We start from the raw sequence: 22,749 nt of genomic DNA, 5'->3' as shown, positions 1-22,749 counted from the left end.
TCACGGAGCTTTAGCAGTAAGGACGGCTCGTTTGGGGGCGGGGTAGCCTTCGATGGTTTTTGTTGGGTCGTTCGGATCGAGGAAATCTTTCAGGGATTCGAAGATCATCCACTCGGTACTGCGTTGTTCCTCGAAGGTGGTGGTGGATACGTCGATAATCTTTATGTCGCGGTAGCGACAGCGCGTAACCCATTGCACCAAGGTTTCCACTGTTGGGATGAACCAGACGTTTTTCATCTTGGCGTAGTACTGGTCCGGCACGAGAGAGTAGCCCGCGGGACCGTCGACGATGATGGTTTCGAGGACGAGCTCCCCTCCGGGGCGGAGGTAGTTCCTTAACTCATACAAGTGATCGAAGGGAGATCTCCGGTGGTAGAGTATCCCCATACTGAATACTGTATCAAAGGCGGGAAGGGCGGGGGGAAGTCCCTCGATACCGAAGGGCAGAACCCAGACCGGAGGCTCTTGCAGGTACTTTCGCACCGCGAGGTACTGCATAACGTAGAGTAGAAAGGGGTCCGTGCCTAAGGCCAATTTCGCGCCCGCTCCTGCCATTCTCCAGCAGTGGTATCCGCTGCCGCATCCGATATCGAGGACGAGTCTGTCTTTCAGGTCCGATATCCCATCCAAGAGCCGATCCCATTTCAAATTGGATCGCCACTCCGTATCGATATGAGTACCGAAGAAGTCGAAAGGACCTTTGCGCCACGGGCGGAAGTTATGCAGAGTCCCGGGGAGGGCAGCGTGTTGGTCTGTATCCAGATCTTGGGCCTGGCCGATCTGGATAGCGGAGGATTTCTCTAAATCGTGTGGCGGGAGCGGCCCCACCTGCGGAAGTTCTTCGATAGCGCCGAGCCACTTGTCCAGGTGGCCGTTGTTCGATTCCAGGATTGCAGGCGAAACGCTGGCCTGCAGTTTTTCGATCCAAGGCTCGAGGTCGGTATCGGCGAGGAGTTCGTAAAGCTTTTCGTAGGTGGAGAGTGGCGACACGCGAAAGGGTTTTGGAAGACGCCTAGACGTCGGTGGTTTCGCCGTCCGGGTCGAGATAATTTCCTTCGAAAGGATCGCCAGTACTGCTTGGCTCTGGGTCCATGGCTTCCTCTGGAATACGAGAAATGGTTTCCAAAACGACGGGAATAGCGAAGGCGGCGATATTTTGCACGCTGGTCTGCATTTGCTCGAAGGTGAAAGGGCGAACGCCCACGGCAGGGTTGGAAATGGAGCAAATGGAGCCGTAGCGGATACCGAATTGGCGAGCGTAGATGATGCAGGTCGCTTGGTTCATGCTGGTCAGTTCGCCGCCCAGTTTACGCATCGCCTTGATTTCTGCTGGGCTTTCGAAGCGGCCCGGAGCGAATTGAACGAAGGTGCCGGTTTCGCGAAGCTTGCCCTCGTAGCCATTGGCAGCCTTTTGCTTTTTCGCTTCGTCGATGAGGATGGAGCGAACGGAAGGGCTGAGGGGAATTTCGAAGTTCGGAAAAATCCCCGGGCGGCTGTGGCCCGATGCGGCGAGTACGTCGTTGGGACGTTCGGCCCGCCATTCGATGAAGTCGTCGATGAAAACGATGTCGTCGAAGTCGAGCTCCGGGTCGATGCCTCCGGAAGTGGCTCCGCCGATGGCGTGTGTGACACCCAGTTCGTAGAGCGAAGTCCAGGTGCGGACATGGTACATGTCGTCCGACTCTCCGGCGGTCTTATCCATCAGGCCGTAGATGGGGATGTAGTAGAAGGGAGTGCCTTTGTAGCGCTTTCGGTAGATAACCGGGCTCGGGCCAGCTTTGGTCTCGAAGGAGAAGGAACCTTCGTCTTCAGCGAGGCCTTCTGCGAATTCAAGCGGAGTGCCGAAGGTAGTGCCGCCGACGACGGCGATATATACCTTTTCCCCATTGGGTGGCTCGGGGGCCTGTCCGAATAGTGAGCTAGAGGCGAGTGTAGTCATGAGAATGAGGACGAGTGATTTGAACATGGCCGCCGGCCAGCACTGCTCGTGCCACGGAGGAGTTTATGCATATTCGATTATTTGAATGCGAGGAAGGAGGCAAAATTGAAGCATTGCAGCCAAATTTCGTCGCGGGAGAAACCAGCTGCGGCGAGGCGTTTTTCGTGGTCGCCAATCGTTTCTGGGATCAGGACGTTTTCGATGGCGGCTCGTTTTTGGGCGATTTCGAGATCGCTGTATCCGTTTGCCCGCTTGAAGTCGTGGTGCAGGGTAGTGAGGTCGGCTTGAATTTGCGGGTCGTCGAAAAGGATCTTCTCGGATAGCACGAGGATGCCGCCCGGGAGAAGGCCCTCGCGGATGCGAGTGAGAAGGTCGAGTCGCTCTTCCTTGGGGATGAATTGTAGCGTGAAGTTAAGGGCCACGATGGAAGCGTTTTCGATGACGGTGTCTTGAATATCCTGGCAGATAAGCTCCACCGTGTGCTTCTGGCTGATATCGGCCATGTTTTCCCGGCAGCGTCGCAACATCGCGTCTGAATTGTCGATACCGCGAAAGGTGACGCCCGAAGTTGCGAGGCTTGACCCCATGGCGTGCATGCCGGCCCCGAGAGAGCAACCCAAGTCGTAGATGATAGATCCCGGCTTGGCGTAGTGTTGGGCGATGATGCCGAGATTCGAAAGTGTCATTGCGTAACCAGGTACGGAGCGGCGAATCATGTCGTCGAACACGTCGGCCACTCGCTCGTCGAAGACGAAGGAGTCGATTTGGGCCTGAGGGTCGGCGTACACTTGATCTTTTTTTGGCTTGGCCATGTTTGCAGCAAACTTGGAAGCAGGCGGTTGCGGAGACAAGCTCACTCCGCACTGGCAACTGCGGAACTGTTTATCGGCGAGCTGGACAAAGTGTGGTGAATCCTAATCTTCCCCCCAACATGCTCACTCGCCTTTGCCTATTTTGGTTCAGCTTATCTCTCGCTAGCTTTTCATTGGCGAATGGGGAGGATTTCCTCGGCGTTCCCCGGGAGGAAATCGATGAGTTGGTGGCTCTTGGCTATAATTTGGATCCGCAAACGGAAGCCCTCGTAAAGGGAATGGCTGCGAAGTATCCTGAGTCGCCTGTTTCCGGAATTGTGGAAGCCGGTTTTCTCTATTGGATGCAGAACTATCAGGAATGGGATGAGGACTTGATGGAGGCGTTTGAGGCCCGCGCAGAGAAGGCCCTCGAAAAGGCGGAATCGTATTTGGATGAAAACGAAGACGATCCGGACGCCCGTTTTGCGGTGGCGATGGTCGAGCTGATGCAGGTCATCTATTACGTGGACCACCACCGCTGGTGGTCGGCTTTTTGGAAGTCTCGTTCTAGTCTCAAAACGATGAGGCGGCTGGTGGCCGAATATCCAGATTACCAGGATGCCAAACTACCGCTCGGTATGCACAACTGCTATATGTCGCGCACGCCAGGTTACCTCAAGCCGCTGGCGTTTTTGATGCGGTTCAAGGGGGATTGGGATCTCGGGATCCGCTACATGCAGGAAGCTCGGGATTATGGGCTCTTTTGCACGGTCGATGCAGGTTATTACTTGTCGGATATTTGGATGGAATTGGCGGATGACCGCTTGGCAGCTCGCGATGAAGCGGCTCGGCTGGTGCAGCGCTTTCCCGGAAATCTCCGTTTCCGGACCAAGCTGGCGGAATTGGAGCGGGGCTTAAGTCGCCATGAAGCGGCGCGGGATTTGGCCTTCAGCGTTTTAGAAGATGAGCGTATCGATGGATTTCCAGCTGTAAAAAAACAGTCCCTCGAAAGCTTGCTTTGGAGTTCCCTGGGCACTCAAGAGTTTGAGATCACTTTGGATACGGCCCTTCGTGTAGATGAGCTGGCCGAGGAGTACGAGCGACTCGAAGATTGGGCGATATGGGCCGATGTGGCGCGAGGGGAAGCTTTTCTCGCTCAAGGCAAACGCGAGGAAGCACTCGCTCTGTGGCGAGTCGTAACCGAGGCAGGGAATATCGATGCAGCGTCCGCTGCGACACGTCGATTGTCCGAAGTAGAAGGAGAAAGCTAAAGCGAGTCGATGTCTTCCTGCCCCGATTCAGCGCACGCTTGTCTAGCGCCGGGGCGGATTTCGATTGTCTTAGGTGCGTCCGTCCCCTGAATCCCTGCTTTATGGCTAACAAGAAGAACGGTAAGTTGGTGGTCGCTATGGTTTTGGGCAGCGTCTTGCTGGCGAGTGGCATCGCTTTCGCGGTGCAGCAGGTGATCAATGCAAACCAGGGAAAGCCGCCCCGTTCGGAGCCGTACAAACCGCCCGTCTCGCAAGAATAGCCGAATAGTTCCGGTCGTAGTCGTGAACCTAGAGTCTGTTGGCCGGTCTCTCTAGGATTGACCTAAGGCGTCGGGCCTCTATGGCGTCTTGGTTCTTTTTCACCATGAATCGCGTATACATCAAGACCTACGGCTGCCAGATGAACGAACGGGACAGCGAGCAAGTCGCCTCGTCCTTGCGCGATCGCGGGTACAGCATCGTTGATACTGAACACGATGCGGACGTCGTGTTGCTCAACACTTGCAGCGTGCGCGACCAAGCGGAGCAAAAGGCGATAGGCAAGGCTGGCTACTTGAAGAAGCGTAAGGTCGAAAATCCCAATTTCGTCCTCGGGGTGATGGGTTGCATGGCTCAAAACCACGGATCCTCATTGGTCGATCGTTTGCCGGATCTCGATTTGGTGGTGGGGACGCAGAAATTTCACCGCGTGCCGGACCATTTGGACAACTTGATCCAGAGCATGAATGGACAAGGCCCACGTCCAAGCTCGATTGTGGACCTTGCAGAGGAAGCGGGTTCGCAAAACACGATTCGCGACCACATCGGCAAAGCGGGTCAGGTGAGCGCCTTTGTCTCCATCATGCAGGGCTGCAACATGAATTGTGCCTTCTGCATCGTGCCCAAGACCCGTGGCCGCGAACGGGCCCGTCCCATCGAAGAGATTGTCGATGAAGTGACTGGTTTGGCGGAAAGTGGTGTAAAGGAGATCACTTTGCTCGGTCAGATCGTGACCAGCTACGGCCGTCGTGATTTTCCGGTGGTGGGTGGCAAGTCCCCCTTCGTCCAGCTGTTGGAGCGCATCCAAGACGTGAAGGGGATCGAGCGCATCCGTTTCACTTCACCTCATCCGCGTGGATTCAAGCAAGATTTGGTGGAAGCCTATCGGGATCTTTCCAAGTTGTGCGAGTACGTCCACCTGCCCTTGCAAGCGGGCTGTAACAAGACGCTGCGGGCTATGAATAGGCCTTACACGAAAGAGCGTTACCGTGAGATCGTGGATTCCCTGCGGGCGGTGGTGCCGAGCATGTATTTTTCAACCGACATCATTGTTGGTTTCCCAGGCGAGACGGAAGCGGACTTCGCCGAATCGGCGGCCTTCTTCGATGAAATTGCCTACGACATGGCTTACATCTTCAAGTACAGTATCCGAACCGGAACACCTGCGGAAACGATGCCCGACCAGATTCCTCAAGAGGAGAAGGAGCGTCGAAATCAAGTCCTGCTCGATATGCTACACAAGAGTTCACTAGCCCGCAATGAGAGCCTAGTGGGGACGACGGAGCAGGTATTGGTCGAAGGTCCTGCCAAAAAGGGCGATAAACTGGTTGGCAAGACACGAGGTTATCGGAATGCGATTTTCGATGGCAGCGAGCGCCTGAAGGGTCAACTGGTCGACTTGAAGATCAACCGAGCTACGGCCAGCACCGTCTATGGCGACTTGGTGCTTGCGGGAGTAGACGCCTAATCCTTTCTTCGAACGCACCGTGGAACTAAGCCTCACTCTTTCGACCCTTCTATTCGGGCTCATGCTGCTCGCCTTTGGCGGCAGTGTCCTAATGAAATACAGCTCCGCGTCGGCGCTCGCTCGCGGATTTCCCCGTTCGGAACAGGCTGGCAAGGTGTTGATGATTGTCGCGATGGTTTGGACGGCTTGGAAAGTCTGGAATTTGGGCCCCACCGATTACGGCGACTACAAGCAGTTCATCTTGGTAGGATTTGGCTTACTTGGCGTGCTCAGCTTTAAATATGCTGCAGATTTCCTCTCAGTCAGGGCATCGTCTATCTTGTATTTGTTTTTTGCCGACGCATTGCTGGAAAGCGCTTGGATGAGGTATGACGAACCGCTTCGATTGCTCCTCGTAACGCCGGTCTATATCGGTATCGCGCTTTCCCTGTATTTTGCCTATGCCCCGTACCGGGTTCGAGATTTCTTCACTTGGCTATTTTCGAAGGAATCTAAGGCCAAAAACGTATCAGGCGGGATTGCTGTTTATGGTCTGATTCTTTGCCTGATCGCATTTACGTTTTAGCTCCATGAACCTTCCCAAAGATGACGTCTCTCTTCTTTTGGTAATTGCCGGTCCTGCCGGCAGCGGAAAGACCACGCTATGCGAACGGATGGTGGAGGAGTTGGGGCACGTCGAGCGCGTAGTTACTTGTACAACCCGGCAGCCCCGTGAAGGTGAGAAGGACGGGGTAGACTACCATTTTCTGACCGATGATCAGTTTGATCGCGCCATCAATACGGGGGCATTTTTAGAGTGGGCCAAAGTGCACGCCAATCGATACGGAGTATTGAAAAGCGTGATACAGGATAAGCTCGATCAGCATATCGACCTTGTCATGAATGTGGATGTACAAGGCGTGGAAAATATTCGCGCTGCAGCGGAAGAGGATAAGCATCTTTGCAAACGATTGGTGACCATCTTTATTTTGCCGCCAGACTTGGAAGTAGTTCGCGAAAGACTCCGTGCCCGAGGGCAGGACGACGAAGAGGAGATCGAGCGTCGAGTACAGACTGCGACTCGCGAAGTGGATCTATGGCCGGAGTTCGATTACGTGATCGTTACCAAGTCGCGAGATGAGGACTACACTTCGCTTTTGGAAATCTGGAAGGCGGAAAAGCACCGCTCGTTGCGCCTGGGCTAGGGGTTAACCAGCCGCTGTGTCATCCGCCTTCAAAGAGGGAAAGTCAGCTCAACCGTCGTTCCCTGTTCGTCCGGACTTACACCCTCGCCAGATTCGGTGGAGGATATCTTGATGGCTCCGCCGCTCTTCTCCACGTAGCGTTTGACCAAGGGCATGCCGAACCCGGTGCCTGCCTCGTTGGAAGTTCCCTGCCGTGAGGTTTTGCTCGAGTCGCGGAAGACGTTTTTGAGAATCTCCGGAGGCATGCCGATCCCGTAGTCGCGCACTTTCACGACGCAGAAGCTGTCTTCAGATCCGGGTAGCCGTTGGGCCGTCATTTCGATCTTGTTTCCTGCGTTGGAGAACTTGATGGCATTGGTCAGCAGATTGTTGAGTATGTTGTGAACCAATACGACGCGCTTGATATTCACCGATAGCTCTGGATCGCATTCGGTGATAAGTTCGAGGTTTTTGTCTTTGATTCGTTCCCCGAGAATACGTCGGGATTCGTCGAAAGCGTCTTGGAGCTGGACCGTTTCTGATTTGAATTGTTTGTTGGTTTTGACGAGCGTGTGCTCTTCGCGAACGTGAGTCACGATATCCAACGCGCTTTGGCAGCAGCTTACCACGCTTTCCAGAACCTCCCTCGTAACCGGTTTATTCAAGCTGAGCTTGAGGTCGAGGAGGCTGTGAGCTGCGAAGATTGGGTTGACCAAATCGTGGCAGAGCACGCGAAGAAGGGCCTTCTGCTCTGCGATTTGAGCGGCATTTTCTAAGCGCAAGCGATGCATCAGGATGTGCATCCTAATTCTGGTTACAAGTTCCTCTGGGTAGAATGGCTTGATGAGAAAGTCGACACCTCCCGCTTTTAACGCGGCTACGCGCTGGGTGGGATCTTTTTTCCCCGACAAGAAGAAGACAGGTACATGCTTAGTGATCTTGGCACTCTTCAGCTTTTCGCAGGTTGAAACGCCGGCGTCGCTATTGTCGTTGTCCTCAAGCAAGATCAGGTCAGGTACGAGCTCAGCGACCTTGGACTCGAGCTCTCCCACTTGGGAGAATAGAAATACGGAACAGGGTAGATGCTCTTCGAGGCTATACTTCGCAATGTTCCGAGTGGATGCGCTATCATCCAGTATGAAGATCTTAAATACGCCTTTGTTTTGTACTTTCTCGCTCATCTTAGCAGTCCTTCAGGCTTGAATACACCTCTTCGACGTAAGCCTCGATTTCGCTTACTTCTTTGATCATTTCGGTTGTGCTCATCCGCAGTTTGTCACGTACGGAGTGGGCTCCATCCCGACAGAGAGCTCTCAGTCTTGGTGGGTCGACCAAGTGGACCGCGAGTTTTCGACCATAGTCGAGTAGCATGATCTGAAAGTCTTTCGAGCCGCTATCTTGTTTTTCTACCCGATCCACCAGCTCGGGCGGAAAGTCCCAAAGTTTAAGCAGAATCGCCCCCGCCTTCTGGTTGGTGAAACCGATCATCATAAGCTCCCATTCTACCTCGGGAATAAACCGATCCCAGAATACTTCGACCTGCCTGGTATGCAGAATCTGGTCGACTACGACACGGCCAATGCTGTGTAGCAATCCTAGGAGGTAAGCCGCATCGCTATCCATCCCCAGGTTTTTGGCCTGCCGCTCCATGAAGATCGCGGTAAAGTAGCTGTAGCGCCAGTACGCGTCCGCTGAGATACCGTAGGACTCTAGGTCCTTCATGAAAACCTGTTTGGAAAGCGCAAGACCTACGAGTTTAAGAGCTTGGTTGTAGCCAACCTTCTGGAGAGCTGTGGCAATGTTTTCGCTTTTATCGTTAAAGCCGTAGAGCGGACTATTGGCTAGTTGTACGATGGTACCCGAAATCGCCCCGTCCGACTGAATCAATTTTTCAGGTTCCGAGATGTCAGTATTCAGATCCTTCAAGATAGCGTCTAGTTTAGAGAGCACGGCCATGTTGCCGTGGAGATCTCCGACGCTTTTGATGGTTTCTTCAAAACTGGCTTCGTCTGGTGTGGTTGCCATGTGAATGTGGGAAAGGTATTCTATCGGCGCCGTTCAAAGCTTCTAGATCCAATGAGGAGAAAAACTGGATTTTCAGGATTAAGCTGCAGTTGGCTGCACGTTTTTTGGCAATCAGCCGCATGAAATAGGCGTTTCATTGGCGGGGCGGCGGGCTTTGTAGGCGTCATTCACTAAACTAGTCGCTCGACAACCGAAAGAACATTGTTCCATCATGAGTGCCCAACTTGCCAGTTTTTCCGACACATCCAACGTCACGATGAGTAATTCCAACACCGCTCGTAATTCACTGACAGAGAACGAGCTAGTGCAGGCGGGATACCGCTATGCTCTGTCTATCGCACGCCACCACCAAGATGCTGAGGACCTTGTCCAGCAGGCGTGGCTCAAGCTCCAGAGGGCCTATGGGAGAGTCGAGGGTACTCCAGTTCTTTTCAGAACGATTCGAAATTTGTTCTACGACATTAAGCGCCGCGACAAGATTGTACAATTTGAGCCGCTCGAAAAATCTCCGGAGCCAGGTAAAGGCGAGAGTAATGGGGTCTCCATGGATATGGAAATCGTTTTGAAGAATCTTCGCCCTGAGGAGAGAGAGGCTATTTATCTAAATGTAGTGGAAGGGTTTACCGCGACGGAAATATCAGAACAGACGGGTGCGCCAAGGGGCACCATTCTCAGTCACATCCACCGTGCCCGCCAGAAGTTGGCCAAAGCGTTTGGTGGAGAGTTTCGTGACGCTAAAAAGTAGGTCTTTGTTAAGCGATGAGTACTAACGACGAACAGTTGGATCAGTGTATTCGCGATTGTTTCCTCTCGGAATGTCTCTCGGCTGCGTCAGTCGATTCTATTCTCGCCCAAGGTAAGAAAGAGAAGGAAGTCCACGATCGGCCTTGGTGGCGCCCATGGATGCCGGTGGCAGCGGCAGCAGTATTTGTGATGCTTGCGTCTTTCGAAATAGGCAGACGTTACGATGTCTCTCAGTTTGCTCAAAAAGTCGCGGGCGAGATCGTGATGCGGCATAATGGGGCAAACCCATTCGATGTGGAAACGAGTAGCTTTGACGGTGTGCAAAACGGGCTGAAGGATTTGGCCTTCTCGGTTACGCCGCATGTGAAGCATGGTCTACTCTCTGCTTACGAGGTTGTGGGAGCTCGTTACTGTTTCCTAGAGGGGCAGCAAGGTGTTCACATGCGTGTCCGCAACCGTGCCACAGGTGCACTCTGCTCGTTGTACGTGGCATCCCTCAATGGGCCGCTCAAGGAGCTCAAGTCTTCGGACCGCGAAGTTCACCTAGCGGCCAACGACGTGACTTTGTGGGAAGATAGCGACCGGCTTTTCGCTCTTGTCGAGTGATCTGGCCGAGAGTGGTTGGGACTTCAAAAGTCTGTGAAAGCGGACGATTACTGGCCGCTCAATTCGCAATTCCATTTTTGTTGTGCCTAGTGGAGGCTTTCCAACTCGAACTGGCGGGCTCTTTCTCGCCTAATCTTCTCCACCAAAATGCCAAAGCTCCTGATAGTCGACCCGCTTGATCTTACTCTCAAAAGTGAAGATGGCGATACGCTTTGGAGTTCCAAGTCGTGTTTCGAGGCCTGTCTCCGAGAGACCGAAAACTTGGTTTGCGAGTACACGACTGCCCGAGATCCAGAGCTTTGCCGTCGCGCATCGAAGGCGAACGGAGTCATTTTGGGTGGTTCGGAGGCTTCCGCTTGGGAAGACACTGTTTTCAATGACCAGCTGCTCGACCTGATTGCGATTTGCAAAAACAACAAGATCCCATTCTTGGGCATCTGTTATGGCGCTCAATTGCTGGGAAGAGCGCTTGGCGCCAGAGTGGGGAAGCATCCGAGTGGAATCGAGCTCGGAGCACCCAGTATCCGCCTCACAAAAGCCGGCCGGAGCAATCCGTTGCTAGAGGGCTTAGGCGGTGACTCTTTTCGTTCCATAGAAACTCACAGCGACGCTGTTTTCACAGTGCCGCCTGGCAGTGAAATTCTCGCTTCGACCACCCACACGCCGGTGCAGGCTTTCTCTTATCAAGGGCTTCTTACGGGCGTGCAATTTCACCCAGAGATGAACGGTGGAGACCTGAGATTCCTCTGGAAAGCGTTCCAACAGAAGGGATTGATCGACCACGTGCCCGAAGAGTATTGGACATTGATCGAGAGCTGTCAGTGTGAGCGAAAAGACTCAATCTTGCGAACCTTCGCCGAAAGGGTTAGATCCAGCTTGAGCTCACGGGTAGTGGCTTAGTGTGGCTCTATTCTTAGCCGTCCCATTCGATTTCCGCTCCGAGTTTGCGGAGATTTTCCGCGAATTGCGGGTGTGCTCGTCGGATTGGGTCAGCGTTCTTCACAATGCTTCGCCCCTCGATACTTGCGGCGGTCATGTATAGCGCTACGGCGGCTCGGATGATGTAAGGAGCCTCTACGATGGCCGGTCTCATCGGTCTTTGGCCAAAAACGATGATTCGATGTGGGTCACTCACCACGGCGTGAGCTCCAAATTTCACCAATTCGGGAAGCCAAGCGAAACCCCCTTCGTAGACCTTGTTCCAGAAGTGCATTACCCCATCAGCTTTAGTGGCGAGGGCAACCATGGGGGGGAGGAGATCCACCGGGAAATACGGCCATGGTGCGGCTTCGATTTTTGGCAGTAGATTAGAGGTGAAAGGTTGTTGAACTTTGAGGCTTTGGTTGGCCTCGCACACCGCTATGTCCCCTTCGTAGCTTATGTTTACTCCAAGTTTCGCGAAACTGCGGTTGATCAGGTCGAAATGCTGCGGAACGGAGTCGCTGATTTTGACATGCCCTCCCGTGATTGCTCCGAGAGCGAGGAAAGTGGCCACCTCGTGGTGGTCGGAGGAGATGGTCGCGTCGGTTCCTTGAAGTTTTTCTACTCCGGTGACTGTGATGACGCTGGTCCCGATCCCATCGATTTTCGCCCCCATACTCTGCAGAAAACGACAGAGATCCTGCACGTGGGGCTCGCTGGCGGCGTTGGTTAGCGTGGAAACTCCGCTCCCAGTTGCCGCGGCCATGACGAAAGTTTCGGTAGTGGTTACCGACATGTAGTCTGCCCAATGTGAGGCTGACTTGAAGGTATCTTCGATGCTCAGCTTCAGTTCGCCATTGTGGTCAACTTTGGCTCCCAGGCAGGTGAGGATTTCGAGGTGAGGATCCAGTTCGCGAATACCGAGGGCGCAGCCCTTGGGGTTGGAGTCGAGATGGATCTCCTTAAACCGCTGCAGCAGAGGAGCAAAGAGCAGAACGGCTGACCGCATGCCTTGGGGCAAGGTTTGAGGATCGAAGTCTGAACCCAAGTCCGAATGGTCGAGCCGCATGGTCTTCGCTTCGCGATCCCAGTCGATGAGCGAGCCCAATTCCCGGAAGAATCCGACCAATTTCTCGATATCGGTGATCGCTGGCACGTTCCGCAGGGTGACCGGTTCATCGGTTAGCAGAGTCGCGCACAGAATGGGTAGGACCGCGTTTTTATTACCCGATGGGGTGATCGTTCCAGATAAGGGTTTGCCGCCGTGTACTATGAGGTTTGCCATGTGGGATGAGTCGTGGGCAGCTTCGCGGGGCCTCTTTAGATTTTCAACCGGAAAGGTGCTAGAGGAAAGTCAAACGACGGAATTTGAATTGAAAACTTCGTCAGTTTCATTTTGTAGTGCGGTCTCGAGCGTTGAGAACGTCCGTTCCAGCGACCCGAGCACCAAGACCACCACACAATCTTCAACATAGGATCCTGATCCATCGCGACAGGCACCCGAAACATGAAAAACATACCTGACTTCCAAAAATGGAAGGCGGCCGGCAAGCCCATTACAATGGTGACTTGTTATGACGCCGCGACTGCGAAAATCCTCAACGCCACCAGTGTTGATTCGATTTTGATAGGCGATTCCTGCGCTATGGTGGTGCACGGTTTCGACAGCACCGTTCACGCGACGGTTGAGATGATAGCCGCCCATACGGCCGCCGTACGCAGAGGCGCTCCCGACAAAGTAATTGTCGCCGACTTGCCATTTCTCTCCAATCGCAAAGGCATCGACCATGCCATGGATGCAGTAGATCAGCTGATGAAAGCGGGTGCCAATGCCGTTAAGCTCGAACGCCGCAAGGGAAACGTTCAGCTCGTCGAGCATATCGTGGATAGCGGAGTGCCAGTGATGGGACACCTCGGTTTGACTCCTCAGTCTGTGAACGAATTTGGAGGATTCAAGATGCAGGGGAAGAGCAGCTCGGCCGCGAAAGCCTTGGTAGAAGACGCTCGCATGCTGGAGCAAGCTGGTTGCTTTTCTGTCGTTTTAGAGTGCATCCCTGGCGATGTTGCGGAGGAGGTGACTCGTTCTGTTTCGATCCCTACCATCGGCATCGGGTGTGGTCCAGAGGTCTCTGGGCAGGTTTTGGTGGTAAATGATTTGCTGGGTATGGATGCCCAATTTCAGCCCCGTTTTGCTCGGAAGTACGACAATTTGAGCGAACGAATCGCTTCGGCGGTTGATCGTTATTGTGCGGATGTGCAAAGCGCCGCTTTCCCAGCCACGGGCGAATACACTTCCCGCTTGGCGAAGTTGGAGGGCTAGGAGATGACCAAGGTATTGCAAACGGTCGCTGCTTACCGCGAGTGGCGGGAGGAGACGGTTGGAAGCGCCAGTCTCGGCTTCATACCCACTATGGGTGGCTTGCATGCTGGCCATCTCGATTTGGTCAAACGCGCTCTCGAGGAAAATGAATATGTTGCGACAAGCGTTTTCTTGAATCGAACCCAGTTTAATAAACAGGAGGATTTCGATAAGTACCCGGCTGTATTCGAAGAAGACTTACAGGCCCTTAGCGAATTAGGGGCGCATGCCGTCTTTGCCCCAAGCTACGAAGAGATGTATCCAGACGATTATCGCTACAAGATAAGCGAATCGGTCCTTTCCACTGAGCTGGAAGGGGAGCATCGGCCGGGGCATTTCGACGGAGTGCTGACGGTGGTCATGAAACTTCTGATGGTGGGAAATGCTCGGCGCGCCTACTTCGGAGAGAAGGATTGGCAGCAGCTACAATTAGTGAAGGGCTTAGTTGAAGCGTTCTTTCTCCCTGTGGAAATCGTTCCTTGTCCTACGATCCGTGAGAAAAGCGGCTTGGCCATGAGCTCAAGAAACCGAAGGCTGTCCGCAGATGGTTTCGAGAAGGCAGCTTTGTTTAACCAAATTCTGAATACGGCCCAGAGCGAGGATGCGGCAATGGAAGCGCTTCGTGTCGCTGGGTTCGATCCTGAGTATGTAGCGGATCGGCCAGGCCGTCGTCTCGGTGCAGTCGTTCTCGAAGGAGTCCGTCTCATCGACAATGTTGAACGCTCGTAAGCTATGAACCTCTGTATAGACGTTGGTAATTCGCAGATGCACGGGGCTGTCTATGATGGCGACCGCTTTGTTACTCAATTCCGCAAGGAAAGCTCCCGATCCTCCCGTGACGAGATCGGTTTGTTCCTCGTCTCGGTCTTGAGAGAGCATGGTCTGGATCCCTCTCTCGTAGAGCGTATCGGAATTAGCTGTGTGGTGCCAGACGAGCTTTATTCTCTGCGCAACGCGTGCCGCATCTATTTCGATCTCGAGCCGCTATTTCTTGAGGCAGGCGTTAAAACCAAGCTCAAGATCAAAACCCGCAATCCTCTGGAAGTCGGTGCGGACCGCATTGCCAATGCGGTCGCTGTTTCGGAAATGTTTTCCGGCCAAAACGCGGTGGTGGTCGATTTTGGAACAGCGATAACGCTTGATGCGGTATCTTCCCAACGAGAGTACCTTGGTGGATCTATTTGCGCCGGACTCGGCCTTGCTATGGAAGCGCTTGGCTCCAATACGGCCAAATTGCCTTTTGTGGAAATCAACGCTCCGAAGCGCGCTCTGGGCCGCTCTACCATCGAGGCGATCCAGAGCGGCTTGTATTTCGGTTATCTGGGCATGATTCGCAATCTTGTGGATCGCATCCGTCAGGAAGCCTTTGGCGATGAAGCAACCCTAGTGATTGCGACGGGTGGTTTTTCCCAGCTCTACCGTGACGCTGGTTTATTTGACGAAATTGTACCGGATCTAGTGCTACGTGGCGTCAACGCCATGTTGGCGTGGAATCCGATCGAGAAGGCTCCTGCTCAAGTGGAGAATTAAAGAATTAATTGTTATGAAGCGACATATGTTAAAGTCGAAGATCCACCGTGCTACGGTTACGGATGCGGATCTGAACTATGAAGGCTCGATAAGCATCGATCCAGCGCTCTGCAAAGCGGCAGATTTGGTCGAGTTCGAAAAGGTCGATGTTTATGATATCGATAATGGCAGCCGCCTCACGACTTACGTGATTTGGGGCAAGCCAGGCGAGATTTGCCTCAATGGCGCTGCGGCCCGCTTGGTGCATCGAGGTGACAAGGTGATCATTGCCAGTTTCCAGGAAGTGGACGATGCGGATATTGATGCGTTCAAGCCGAAGCTCGTCATGGTCAACGCCGACAATTCCATCAAGCACGTCAACGAGCCGCCCGTACGCCGGCCCTAGTCGACATACGTCGTTTGGCTGAAGGGCATCGACTCTATTTCTTTGGGCCTAACGCTCCGAAAGGAAGATCCAGGCGTAGTAGCCGAGGTAGGATAATAGCAGTAAACTACCTTCGAGGCGGGTAATTTTTCCTGCTCCCCCACGTCGGTAACAGACAAAGAAAAGGGCCAGAGTGAGGCCGGCTGTGACCGGCAAGTCTCTGCTCAGGATGTTGGCCTCGGGATTAAAGGGACGGATAACCGCTGCCAAGCCCACAACGGCAAGGGTATTGAAAAGGTTGGAGCCAATTATGTTGCCGACCACGATATCGTGCTCGCCTTTTTTTGCTGCCGTAATCGAGGAGGCAAGTTCCGGCAATGAAGTGCCGACAGCTACTATTGTTAAGCCGATCACGAATTCGCTAACTCCCAAGCTGAGGGCGATTTCTGTGGCGCCCCAGACCATGGATTTCGAACTTCCCACTAGGGCGGCGAGTCCAAAGACCAGCCAAAATATGGATAGGCCCAGGGAGGTTTTCTTCTCGTTTAACTCCTCAGTAAATTCTTCGGCAAGGGCATCTCCCTCGTTTTTCATGCTCTCCAGAGTTGTCCAAGTCATGACGCCGACGAGCGCGACGAGCATTATCAGGCCATCGACGAAGGAAATTTCTAAGTCCCAAATCAGTATCGCAGAGAGAAGCGTTGCTCCGGTAAGAAGAGGAAGCTCTTTGCGTAAGATACTCGACTGCACGGTGATCGGAATGATGACAGTCGTAGTTGCTAGGATAAGGGCGATATTGGCGATGTTGGACCCGAAGGCATTTCCCAAGGCGAGTCCGGGATTGTGTTGCAGCGCTGCCAGTGCAGAAACCACGAGTTCGGGAGCGGAGGTTCCGAAGCCCACTATCACGATGCCGATCAAAAGAGGTGGCATTCCGAGATGGCTGGCTACGCCTGAAGCTCCATCTATGAAACGGTCGGCGCTCCAAATCAGGACGACTAGGCCAAGGATAAGGGCAATGATAGGAATTAGCATCTTCCCAGTTGAGTGTGCAAAGCTGAGGCTTGGTTCAAGGATTCTTTATATACCCCAGGCGGTTCTAGGCAGTTTTTGATTAAGCTAAACCCAGCTTTGCTGACCCTTCTTTTCCGCTCGCTTAATTGCGGATAATCTGATGAGTGCTATTTTGTTTAGTTAATCCATCTCTTGATGGTTAGAGGTATGTTCCGGTTCTAGCGTCGCTGTTTGAATCTGCCTTATCACAATACGACGCTCAAAAAATCAGATAAATGGAAATATACGTAGGAAACATCTCCTTCGGGCTATCAGAAGGAGACCTGCAAGACGCATTCGAACAATTCGGAGCGGTCTCTCAACTCAAAATCATCACGGACCGCGAAACTGGCCGTTCGAGAGGATTCGGGTTCATTACAATGGATAACGCCGAAGAAGGCGCAGCCGCAATTGCCGGCTTGAACGGACAAGAGCTAGATGGCCGCGAACTTTCAGTTCGTGAAGCAACCCCACGCGCCCCTCGCGGACCACGTGGTGGAGGCGGCGGCTACCGCGGTGGAGATCGTCCACGTGGCGGAGGCGGCTACCGCGGTGGTGACCGTCCACGCGGCGGAGGTGGAGGCTATCGTGGAGATCGTCGTGGCGGCGGAGATCGTCGTGGCGGCGGTGGCTACCAAGACGGCTACTAAGCCTAAATCCGTACTCAGAATTTGGAGACCTGTCCCTTGGGGGGCAGGTCTTTTTTTGTGCGCTTAAGAGGCGAGTTTTTTGTTTTTGCAGTTCCAGTTAGGGGAATGTGGCTGTTTTAGCCTGTTGTCGGAAATTGGATGTTACAGTTTCGTGACTGCATTTTGACGATTGCAGCAGCTGCGTCACGTTCCCGTTACGATGGCGATCGGAAATTGACCTTGGGTCATTACGTGCAGGATCACAGCGCCTCGAAGCGAGGTTCGGCGTTTGTTCGAATCGGGAGGTGATCTTAAAGCAACTGTATTCAAAAAATGAAACGACTACTAATTTTGAGCATTTTGGCTGCGTCTCTAGGCACGCTAGATGGAATGTGCGAGACGGATGGCGGTCTCTATAGAGAGACCAAGGCTACTGTGACACAGTGGGCGGAAACTGAGAATCTTATCTCTAAGGAATCCAATGATTGGAAGCGCGACAAAGCAGTGCTGGAGGATCTCGCCCAAATGCTCGAGACTGAGAAAGCGAGTCTTACTGAAAAAATAGACGCTAGCAAGGAGTCCGCTACGGAAGCTGATAAGCGTCGTGAAGAAATAGTCGGTCGCAAGGAGTCTCTAGAGGAGGCATCAAGTGTGATTCGTGAGAATTTGGAAACGCTTGAGGAGGAAATACGCCAACTCCTTCCGTATTTGCCAGAAACATACGTCGATAGCATCAAGCCGTTAGTTCGCCAGCTTCCGAAAAAGGGAGAGCCGACTCAGCTGTCCTTGTCGATCCGCCTCCGCAATGTCGTGGGGATTTTGAGCCAAGCTAACAAGTTTGATAATGTCATCAGCTTGGAGACTGAGACGAGGGATTTCCAAGGTGGTCAAAGTAAGCAAGTGAATACGCTCTATTACGGTTTCGCGATCGCTTACTACACAGACTCCACAGGTGAGCGAGCAGGCTATGGCTACCCCACCGAGTCAGGATGGAAGTGGGTGGAAGCTCCAGAGTATGGAGAAGCGATTTTAGGAATGGTATCGATGTACCAGAAGGGCAAGCAAGCTGAGTTTGTTAAGCTTCCTGTCGTAATTAAATAACTACATCATAGAACATGAAGCCTTTAAATAGATGGTTGGCCCTCTCGGCTGCGGCTTTTTCTTGTGCCTTAGTTTCTGCGCAAGCGGATCTTTCCTCAGTCAATAGCGAGGCTCAGAAAGACCTTAATGCTTCGCTCGCAAAATTGAGCGAGGTCCGGACGGAAATTAGAGAAGAGAGCGTTCCGCTCTCCCGTCGGATAAATGAACTCAAGCAGCAGACGCGTGCCCTTGGGGCAACTTTGCAGCGTGCTCAGCGTGCCCAAGATAGCAGGACAATTGGATTGGAAGCGCTCGAAGGACGAGTGAAGGCGATTCAAGATGAGAATGATTACCTCAGCGGTTTGATGGGGCAGTTCTTCCAGGAGGTGCAGACTCAAATGACCTCTGCTGAGCAACAAAAGTACGAGAGCCGTATCGACTTGGTTCGGAGCGCTTTGGAAACTGCGGATGTATCCAAGAAAGATCAGTTCACAGCTCAACTCGACTCCTTGCAGTTAGGGATCGATCGCATTCGAGACCGCATAGGCGGTGTCGTTTACGAAGGACAAGCGATTGATGACAAGGGTGACTTGAGAACCGGAAAGTTCGTAGAGCTCGGGCCAGTTAGCGTTTTCAGCAGTGATTCAGGAGATCAGGCTGGTATTATAGAAACTCATCAGACGGCGATTCCCAACGCGACCGCCCTTACTCCCGAATTTGCAGGAGAAGTCCACGAGCTGGCAAATTCTTTGGAAGGCACGATGGACCTGGATGTGACTTTGGGTGCGGCTTTAGCTATCGAGGGATCGAAGGAGAGTGTTGCTGAACACGTGCTCAAAGGGGGCCTATGGGTTTGGCCTATCATTATCTTCGCCCTCATGGCCGCTCTGCTCGCGGTATACAAGATGTTCGCGATCTACAGCATCAAGCAGCCGAGCGCTGCGAATCTGGGGTCGATCGTACGCAAGGTTCGTGCGGGTCAGCAAGATGACGCTCTGGAAGAGGCTCGCTCACTTCCGTGGGAATTCGGGCCTATGATTGAAGAGGCGGTTAAATGTAGCGACCAAGACAAGGAACTCGTCGAGGAGGTCATGTACGAGAAGATGCTGGAAGCCCAGCCGAAGGTAGAACGCTTCCTTTCCGTAATCGCTGTGACTGCGGCGGTAGCTCCGCTTCTCGGCCTACTCGGAACGGTTACGGGTATGATTAACACTTTCAAGATGATCACCCTTTTTGGAACTGGCGATGCCAGCTCCCTTTCCGGTGGCATTTCCGAAGCGCTTATTACGACGGAGCTCGGCCTCGTGGTAGCGATCCCATCACTGGTAGCTCACGCTATGCTAAACCGAAAGGCTCAGTCCATCATGGCCAATATGGAGAAGCTTTCCGTTGTATTTGTTAACGGACTACCTGGTCGGAAATAGTTCGTTAATCGAGGGAGGGATCGAAATATGTCGGACTTTTTCCAGAACAGTTTTATGCCGATTTGGAACGCGGGCGGTACGCTTATGTATCCGCTCGTTGGCCTAGCGTTGCTCATTTTCTTCACTGGCATGGAGATCATCGTGTACCTCAATGAATTGAGAGGGAAGTCAGCCAGCGATAAGACTATCGAGGATTGGGTCGAAACGCCGGACCATGCCAGCGGAGAAATTCGTAGCATGATCGAATACGGCAAGGCGGCTCTGCCTGATCAAAGAGATGTCTTGAATCGCTTCAGCGAAATCAGAAATGAGCATTTGTCCCGAATCGATCGTCGCCGAGTGATGCTAGCCGTATTTGTAAGCGCGGCACCTCTCACTGGATTGTTAGGCACCGTTATCGGTATGTTGAGCACATTCAAGGGACTCGCCATTAGTTCCGGAGGGCAAACGGTTAACATGGTCGCAGATGGCATCTCCGAAGCCTTGATCACGACTCAGCTGGGACTGGTTATAGCGATCCCCGGCTACATTTTGATGATGCTTATCGAAAAACGTCAGAACGATCTGGATACGTTGCTGACGAGAATCGAGGCCTGTGTGGCACGTGGGGCCAAGAAATTTAAATAAGAAAGGTTTTTGAAATGAAGAACAGAAAGATGTTCGCAGAGAAGAAGAGCACGGAGGAGATAAACATGTCCCCTCTGATAGACATGGTCTTTATTTTGCTGATTTTCTTCATCGTTACTACGGTTTTTGTCGAAGAGACAGGGGTGGAGGTCAACAAGCCACAAGCTGCTTCCGCTTCCGACTTGGAAAAGAACAGCATATTGATCGCTATCACCGAAAATGGAAATGTGGTCTACGGTGGTAAGGAAGTCGGGATAAGTGGCGTACGCCCCATCATTCGACGGCTTTACCAAAAAGAAAAAATGCCTGTCATTATCCAGGCGGATCGTCAGTCGATTACGGATACGCTTGTGCGAGTGATTGACGAAGCGAAGCTTGCTGGGGCTATCTCGGTAAGCCTATCTACTGAGGATTAAGGGTAGCCATGAGTGAGCCCTATCAGTCTGTAGGAATCAAACGCGGTCCGGCTAGGTTTGCTCGCATTTTCGTCTATGCCGTATTGCTGGTGGCCATCCTCGTCTTCGTGCTGCCTTTTACCCAGCATCTATTGTCAGTAAAAGAGCGGCGTACTGTACGCACGGTCGACGTGGCTTTGCCACCTCCGCCACCTCCACCTCCGGAGCCGCCACCTCCGCCGGAAGAGAAAGTGGAGCAACCTTCGCCCGAACTACAGAGTCAGCCAAAACCCTTGAGCCTAAGCCAACTGCAACTAGCCATGAACCCAGGAACGGGCAACGCCCTTGGAGCCGCGTTTGGCATGGGCGGCTTCGATGTGGATACCAATGCTTTGGAGGAAATTCAGACCTTCAGTGTTGCCGAGCTTGATGAAAAGCCTCGTCCGCTACGCGAACCCACTTGGTCTTGGCCACGGCATGCCGTCGGTCGGGTTAAAGAGCCTGTGGTCGCTCACGCGTTAATAATCATCGATGAGAATGGACGGGTTCTTTTTCAGAATTTCCGCCGGTTGACTAACCCTATCGCCGAAAAGGAGATGATCGAGTATTTTGAGTCCTTTCGTTTCACGATTCCGAAAAAGGACGGACGCGCGGTGCGGTCGCGATTCACATTTCCGCTCACTTTTGAACCACAGTAAATTTTTGGATACGCTAGATGAAATACGTTAAGACAATGTTAAGCGTTCTTGCCTTGGGCGGGACTATCGCGTCGGCTCAAACCTATCCCTTGAGCGAGAACTTTTGGACCGACGAAGGTTTTCAGAATAGAGTTATGGGCAGCTATGGAGTCCATAGCGAATTAGAGCCCAAGCTTAGCGAAGACGAAGGACAGTTTTTCAAGACTTTGATGAGCATTTTGGAGTCGGACTTATCGCAAGGCGCCACGCTTCTCGAGGAGCGTATCGGGCCGGATTCTAGCGCTCCGATGGATTTCATGTTGGGAACCATCCGCATGCAGCTGGGAGAAATGGACCGTGCTATTTCAGCTTACGAAGACGCGGTTCGGAAATTCCCAAATTTCATGCGGGCTTACAAAAACCTTGGTATCGCGTACATACAGAGTGACCGCCTGCAAGAGGGTATAGACGCTCTCGTCAAAGGGATGGAGCTTGGTGGCGCAGATGGAATGTCGTATGGATTACTTGGTTACAGTTATCTCAATCTCGGCAAATTCTCCTCTGCCTTGAACGCCTATAATCTAGCGATTGCTTTTCAGCCTGACTCCAAGGATTGGAAACTCGGGAAGATCCGTTGTTTGATCGAACTGGAAGATTACGCCACGGCATCAGGCTTGGTTACAGAACTAATAGGGCAAGAGGACGCGAGCCACGAGCTCTACCTGCACCAAGCGAATATAGCTTTGGCCCAAGAGAATCTGACGGAAGCAATTGCCAACCTAGAAATAGCTCGCCGCCTGAATAAAGGAAGTGAAGGAAGTCTGTTCCTCTTGGCTGACATTTATGCGAACCGAGGCATGTACGGCTTAGCTTTGGATGCTTACGAAGAAGCTCTTGGCCGTACGAGCAACAAGGCCAGTCGTTTTTCCAGCCTACGCAGAGCGATATCTTCTTTTATCGATAACCAAGCTTGGGACAGTGCTCTCGAATTGAATGAGCTTGCCTTGACTGAGTTGGCGGCGGCGATCGACGATGAGCAAAAGCTTGTACTTCTAAATTTGAAGGCGGAGGTAGAGTTGGGTTCTGGAAACAGTGATGACGCAGCCGCCACCTTGGAGGAAATAATCGAAGCGGATCCGATGAACGGTCGCGCTATTCTACTTCTAGCCAAGCATTCTTGGAAAAAGTCAGACTACGAGGAGGCCGCCTTCCTCTTTCAGCGGGCTGAAAATATCGATGAAGTGGCCGCTCAAGCCTTCTTGCAATATGGACAAATGCTCGTGGAGCAAAAGGACTACGCAGAGGCTGCGAAGAAGTTGCGTCAGTCTCTCGATATGGATTATCAGGCCAATGTTGCCGATTATCTACGAGCCGTGGAAGAAGCAGCTCAACGTAGCTAAACCAGTTGCCTTTCCTTTTAAAGCC

General features: G+C 52.8%; 26 protein-coding genes. 19 read left to right on the top strand and 7 right to left on the bottom strand.

Annotated features, from left to right (window positions below):
• Genes cmoB through cmoA form a run of 3 tightly spaced genes read right to left on the bottom strand, consistent with a single transcriptional unit; the run spans position 1 to position 2,751 of the window.
• Positions 1-990: a tRNA 5-methoxyuridine(34)/uridine 5-oxyacetic acid(34) synthase CmoB gene (gene cmoB, locus H5P27_RS13370; protein WP_185660902.1), complete on the bottom strand. Its 990-nt coding sequence runs from the start codon at positions 988-990 to the stop codon at positions 1-3.
• Positions 991-1,012: 22 nt separating this feature from the next.
• Positions 1,013-1,966: a phosphorylase family protein gene (locus H5P27_RS13365; protein WP_185660901.1), complete on the bottom strand. Its 954-nt coding sequence runs from the start codon at positions 1,964-1,966 to the stop codon at positions 1,013-1,015.
• 50 nt (positions 1,967-2,016) lie between these two features.
• A complete protein-coding gene (cmoA, locus tag H5P27_RS13360) occupies positions 2,017-2,751 on the bottom strand; it encodes a carboxy-S-adenosyl-L-methionine synthase CmoA (protein ID WP_185660900.1) in 735 nt (244 codons plus the stop codon).
• Positions 2,752-2,870: 119 nt separating this feature from the next.
• Here cmoA and H5P27_RS13355 point away from each other — a divergent pair, with 119 nt between their 5' ends.
• The 5 genes from H5P27_RS13355 to gmk all read left to right on the top strand — a co-directional run bounded on the left by H5P27_RS13355 (position 2,871) and on the right by gmk (position 6,911).
• Positions 2,871-4,001 (top strand): hypothetical protein, encoded by a 1,131-nt coding sequence (locus tag H5P27_RS13355; protein WP_185660899.1) that lies wholly within the window; start codon positions 2,871-2,873, stop codon positions 3,999-4,001.
• A 101-nt stretch (positions 4,002-4,102) separates the two neighbouring features.
• A complete protein-coding gene (locus tag H5P27_RS13350) occupies positions 4,103-4,261 on the top strand; it encodes a hypothetical protein (RefSeq protein ID WP_185660898.1) in 159 nt (52 codons plus the stop codon).
• A 104-nt stretch (positions 4,262-4,365) separates the two neighbouring features.
• Entirely contained in the window at positions 4,366-5,727 is a 1,362-nt protein-coding gene (gene miaB / locus H5P27_RS13345) for a tRNA (N6-isopentenyl adenosine(37)-C2)-methylthiotransferase MiaB (protein WP_185660897.1), read from the top strand.
• A gap of 19 nt (positions 5,728-5,746) precedes the next feature.
• Positions 5,747-6,292: a hypothetical protein gene (locus H5P27_RS13340; protein WP_185660896.1), complete on the top strand. Its 546-nt coding sequence runs from the start codon at positions 5,747-5,749 to the stop codon at positions 6,290-6,292.
• Positions 6,293-6,296: 4 nt separating this feature from the next.
• Complete coding sequence (gmk, locus tag H5P27_RS13335) at positions 6,297-6,911, top strand: guanylate kinase (RefSeq protein ID WP_185660895.1); 615 nt, start codon at positions 6,297-6,299, stop codon at positions 6,909-6,911.
• Between the two features lie 29 nt (positions 6,912-6,940).
• Here gmk and H5P27_RS13330 read toward each other — a convergent pair whose 3' ends face one another.
• Together H5P27_RS13330 and H5P27_RS13325 are read right to left on the bottom strand one after the other, a co-directional pair.
• A complete protein-coding gene (locus H5P27_RS13330) occupies positions 6,941-8,071 on the bottom strand; it encodes a hybrid sensor histidine kinase/response regulator (RefSeq protein ID WP_185660894.1) in 1,131 nt (376 codons plus the stop codon).
• A 1-nt stretch (position 8,072) separates the two neighbouring features.
• Positions 8,073-8,915 (bottom strand): HDOD domain-containing protein, encoded by an 843-nt coding sequence (locus tag H5P27_RS13325; RefSeq protein WP_185660893.1) that lies wholly within the window; start codon positions 8,913-8,915, stop codon positions 8,073-8,075.
• Positions 8,916-9,126: 211 nt separating this feature from the next.
• Between H5P27_RS13325 and H5P27_RS13320 the strand changes: the two genes are divergently transcribed.
• From H5P27_RS13320 to H5P27_RS13310, 3 genes are all read left to right on the top strand, one after another.
• On the top strand, positions 9,127-9,660 hold the full coding sequence (locus tag H5P27_RS13320; RefSeq protein ID WP_221774707.1) for an RNA polymerase sigma factor: 534 nt from the start codon (positions 9,127-9,129) through the stop codon (positions 9,658-9,660).
• A gap of 14 nt (positions 9,661-9,674) precedes the next feature.
• Complete coding sequence (locus tag H5P27_RS13315; RefSeq protein WP_185660892.1) at positions 9,675-10,265, top strand: hypothetical protein; 591 nt, start codon at positions 9,675-9,677, stop codon at positions 10,263-10,265.
• A 147-nt stretch (positions 10,266-10,412) separates the two neighbouring features.
• Complete coding sequence (locus H5P27_RS13310; protein WP_185660891.1) at positions 10,413-11,165, top strand: type 1 glutamine amidotransferase; 753 nt, start codon at positions 10,413-10,415, stop codon at positions 11,163-11,165.
• A gap of 13 nt (positions 11,166-11,178) precedes the next feature.
• Here H5P27_RS13310 and H5P27_RS13305 read toward each other — a convergent pair whose 3' ends face one another.
• On the bottom strand, positions 11,179-12,471 hold the full coding sequence (locus H5P27_RS13305; protein ID WP_185660890.1) for a UDP-N-acetylglucosamine 1-carboxyvinyltransferase: 1,293 nt from the start codon (positions 12,469-12,471) through the stop codon (positions 11,179-11,181).
• Positions 12,472-12,693: 222 nt separating this feature from the next.
• On the opposite strand from H5P27_RS13305, the gene panB reads away from it, so the two are divergent.
• Genes panB through panD form a run of 4 tightly spaced genes read left to right on the top strand, consistent with a single transcriptional unit; the run spans position 12,694 to position 15,460 of the window.
• Entirely contained in the window at positions 12,694-13,506 is an 813-nt protein-coding gene (gene panB, locus H5P27_RS13300) for a 3-methyl-2-oxobutanoate hydroxymethyltransferase (RefSeq protein ID WP_185660889.1), read from the top strand.
• 3 nt (positions 13,507-13,509) lie between these two features.
• Entirely contained in the window at positions 13,510-14,274 is a 765-nt protein-coding gene (gene panC, locus H5P27_RS13295; protein ID WP_185660888.1) for a pantoate--beta-alanine ligase, read from the top strand.
• A 3-nt stretch (positions 14,275-14,277) separates the two neighbouring features.
• On the top strand, positions 14,278-15,075 hold the full coding sequence (locus H5P27_RS13290; RefSeq protein WP_185660887.1) for a type III pantothenate kinase: 798 nt from the start codon (positions 14,278-14,280) through the stop codon (positions 15,073-15,075).
• 13 nt (positions 15,076-15,088) lie between these two features.
• Positions 15,089-15,460: an aspartate 1-decarboxylase gene (gene panD / locus H5P27_RS13285; protein ID WP_185660886.1), complete on the top strand. Its 372-nt coding sequence runs from the start codon at positions 15,089-15,091 to the stop codon at positions 15,458-15,460.
• Positions 15,461-15,508: 48 nt separating this feature from the next.
• Here panD and H5P27_RS13280 read toward each other — a convergent pair whose 3' ends face one another.
• The gene (locus tag H5P27_RS13280) at positions 15,509-16,474 is read right to left on the bottom strand and encodes a calcium/sodium antiporter (protein WP_185660885.1); all 966 of its coding nucleotides are present in this window, start codon (positions 16,472-16,474) and stop codon (positions 15,509-15,511) included.
• 254 nt (positions 16,475-16,728) lie between these two features.
• On the opposite strand from H5P27_RS13280, the gene H5P27_RS13275 reads away from it, so the two are divergent.
• From H5P27_RS13275 to H5P27_RS13245, 7 genes are all read left to right on the top strand, one after another.
• Positions 16,729-17,142 carry an RNA recognition motif domain-containing protein gene (locus tag H5P27_RS13275; protein WP_185660884.1) on the top strand — a complete coding sequence of 138 codons (414 nt, stop codon included), beginning with the start codon at positions 16,729-16,731 and terminating at the stop codon, positions 17,140-17,142.
• Positions 17,143-17,454: 312 nt separating this feature from the next.
• Entirely contained in the window at positions 17,455-18,222 is a 768-nt protein-coding gene (locus H5P27_RS13270; protein ID WP_185660883.1) for a DUF3450 family protein, read from the top strand.
• Positions 18,223-18,236: 14 nt separating this feature from the next.
• Positions 18,237-19,625: a MotA/TolQ/ExbB proton channel family protein gene (locus H5P27_RS13265; protein WP_185660882.1), complete on the top strand. Its 1,389-nt coding sequence runs from the start codon at positions 18,237-18,239 to the stop codon at positions 19,623-19,625.
• Between the two features lie 27 nt (positions 19,626-19,652).
• Positions 19,653-20,252, top strand: coding sequence for a MotA/TolQ/ExbB proton channel family protein (locus H5P27_RS13260; RefSeq protein ID WP_185660881.1), 600 nt, complete (start codon positions 19,653-19,655; stop codon positions 20,250-20,252).
• A gap of 14 nt (positions 20,253-20,266) precedes the next feature.
• The gene (locus H5P27_RS13255) at positions 20,267-20,668 is read left to right on the top strand and encodes an ExbD/TolR family protein (RefSeq protein WP_185660880.1); all 402 of its coding nucleotides are present in this window, start codon (positions 20,267-20,269) and stop codon (positions 20,666-20,668) included.
• Between the two features lie 8 nt (positions 20,669-20,676).
• Positions 20,677-21,345 carry a hypothetical protein gene (locus tag H5P27_RS13250; RefSeq protein WP_185660879.1) on the top strand — a complete coding sequence of 223 codons (669 nt, stop codon included), beginning with the start codon at positions 20,677-20,679 and terminating at the stop codon, positions 21,343-21,345.
• A gap of 17 nt (positions 21,346-21,362) precedes the next feature.
• Positions 21,363-22,724, top strand: a complete 1,362-nt coding sequence (locus H5P27_RS13245; protein ID WP_185660878.1) for a tetratricopeptide repeat protein — start codon at positions 21,363-21,365, stop codon at positions 22,722-22,724.
• The last annotated feature ends 25 nt before the right edge of the window (positions 22,725-22,749 follow it).

The sequence above is a fragment of the Pelagicoccus albus genome (genome assembly GCF_014230145.1).
Lineage (GTDB): Bacteria > Verrucomicrobiota > Verrucomicrobiia > Opitutales > Opitutaceae > Pelagicoccus > Pelagicoccus albus.
Note: the sequence above shows the minus strand (reverse complement) of the source record. Positions and strands in the feature narration are given on the sequence as shown.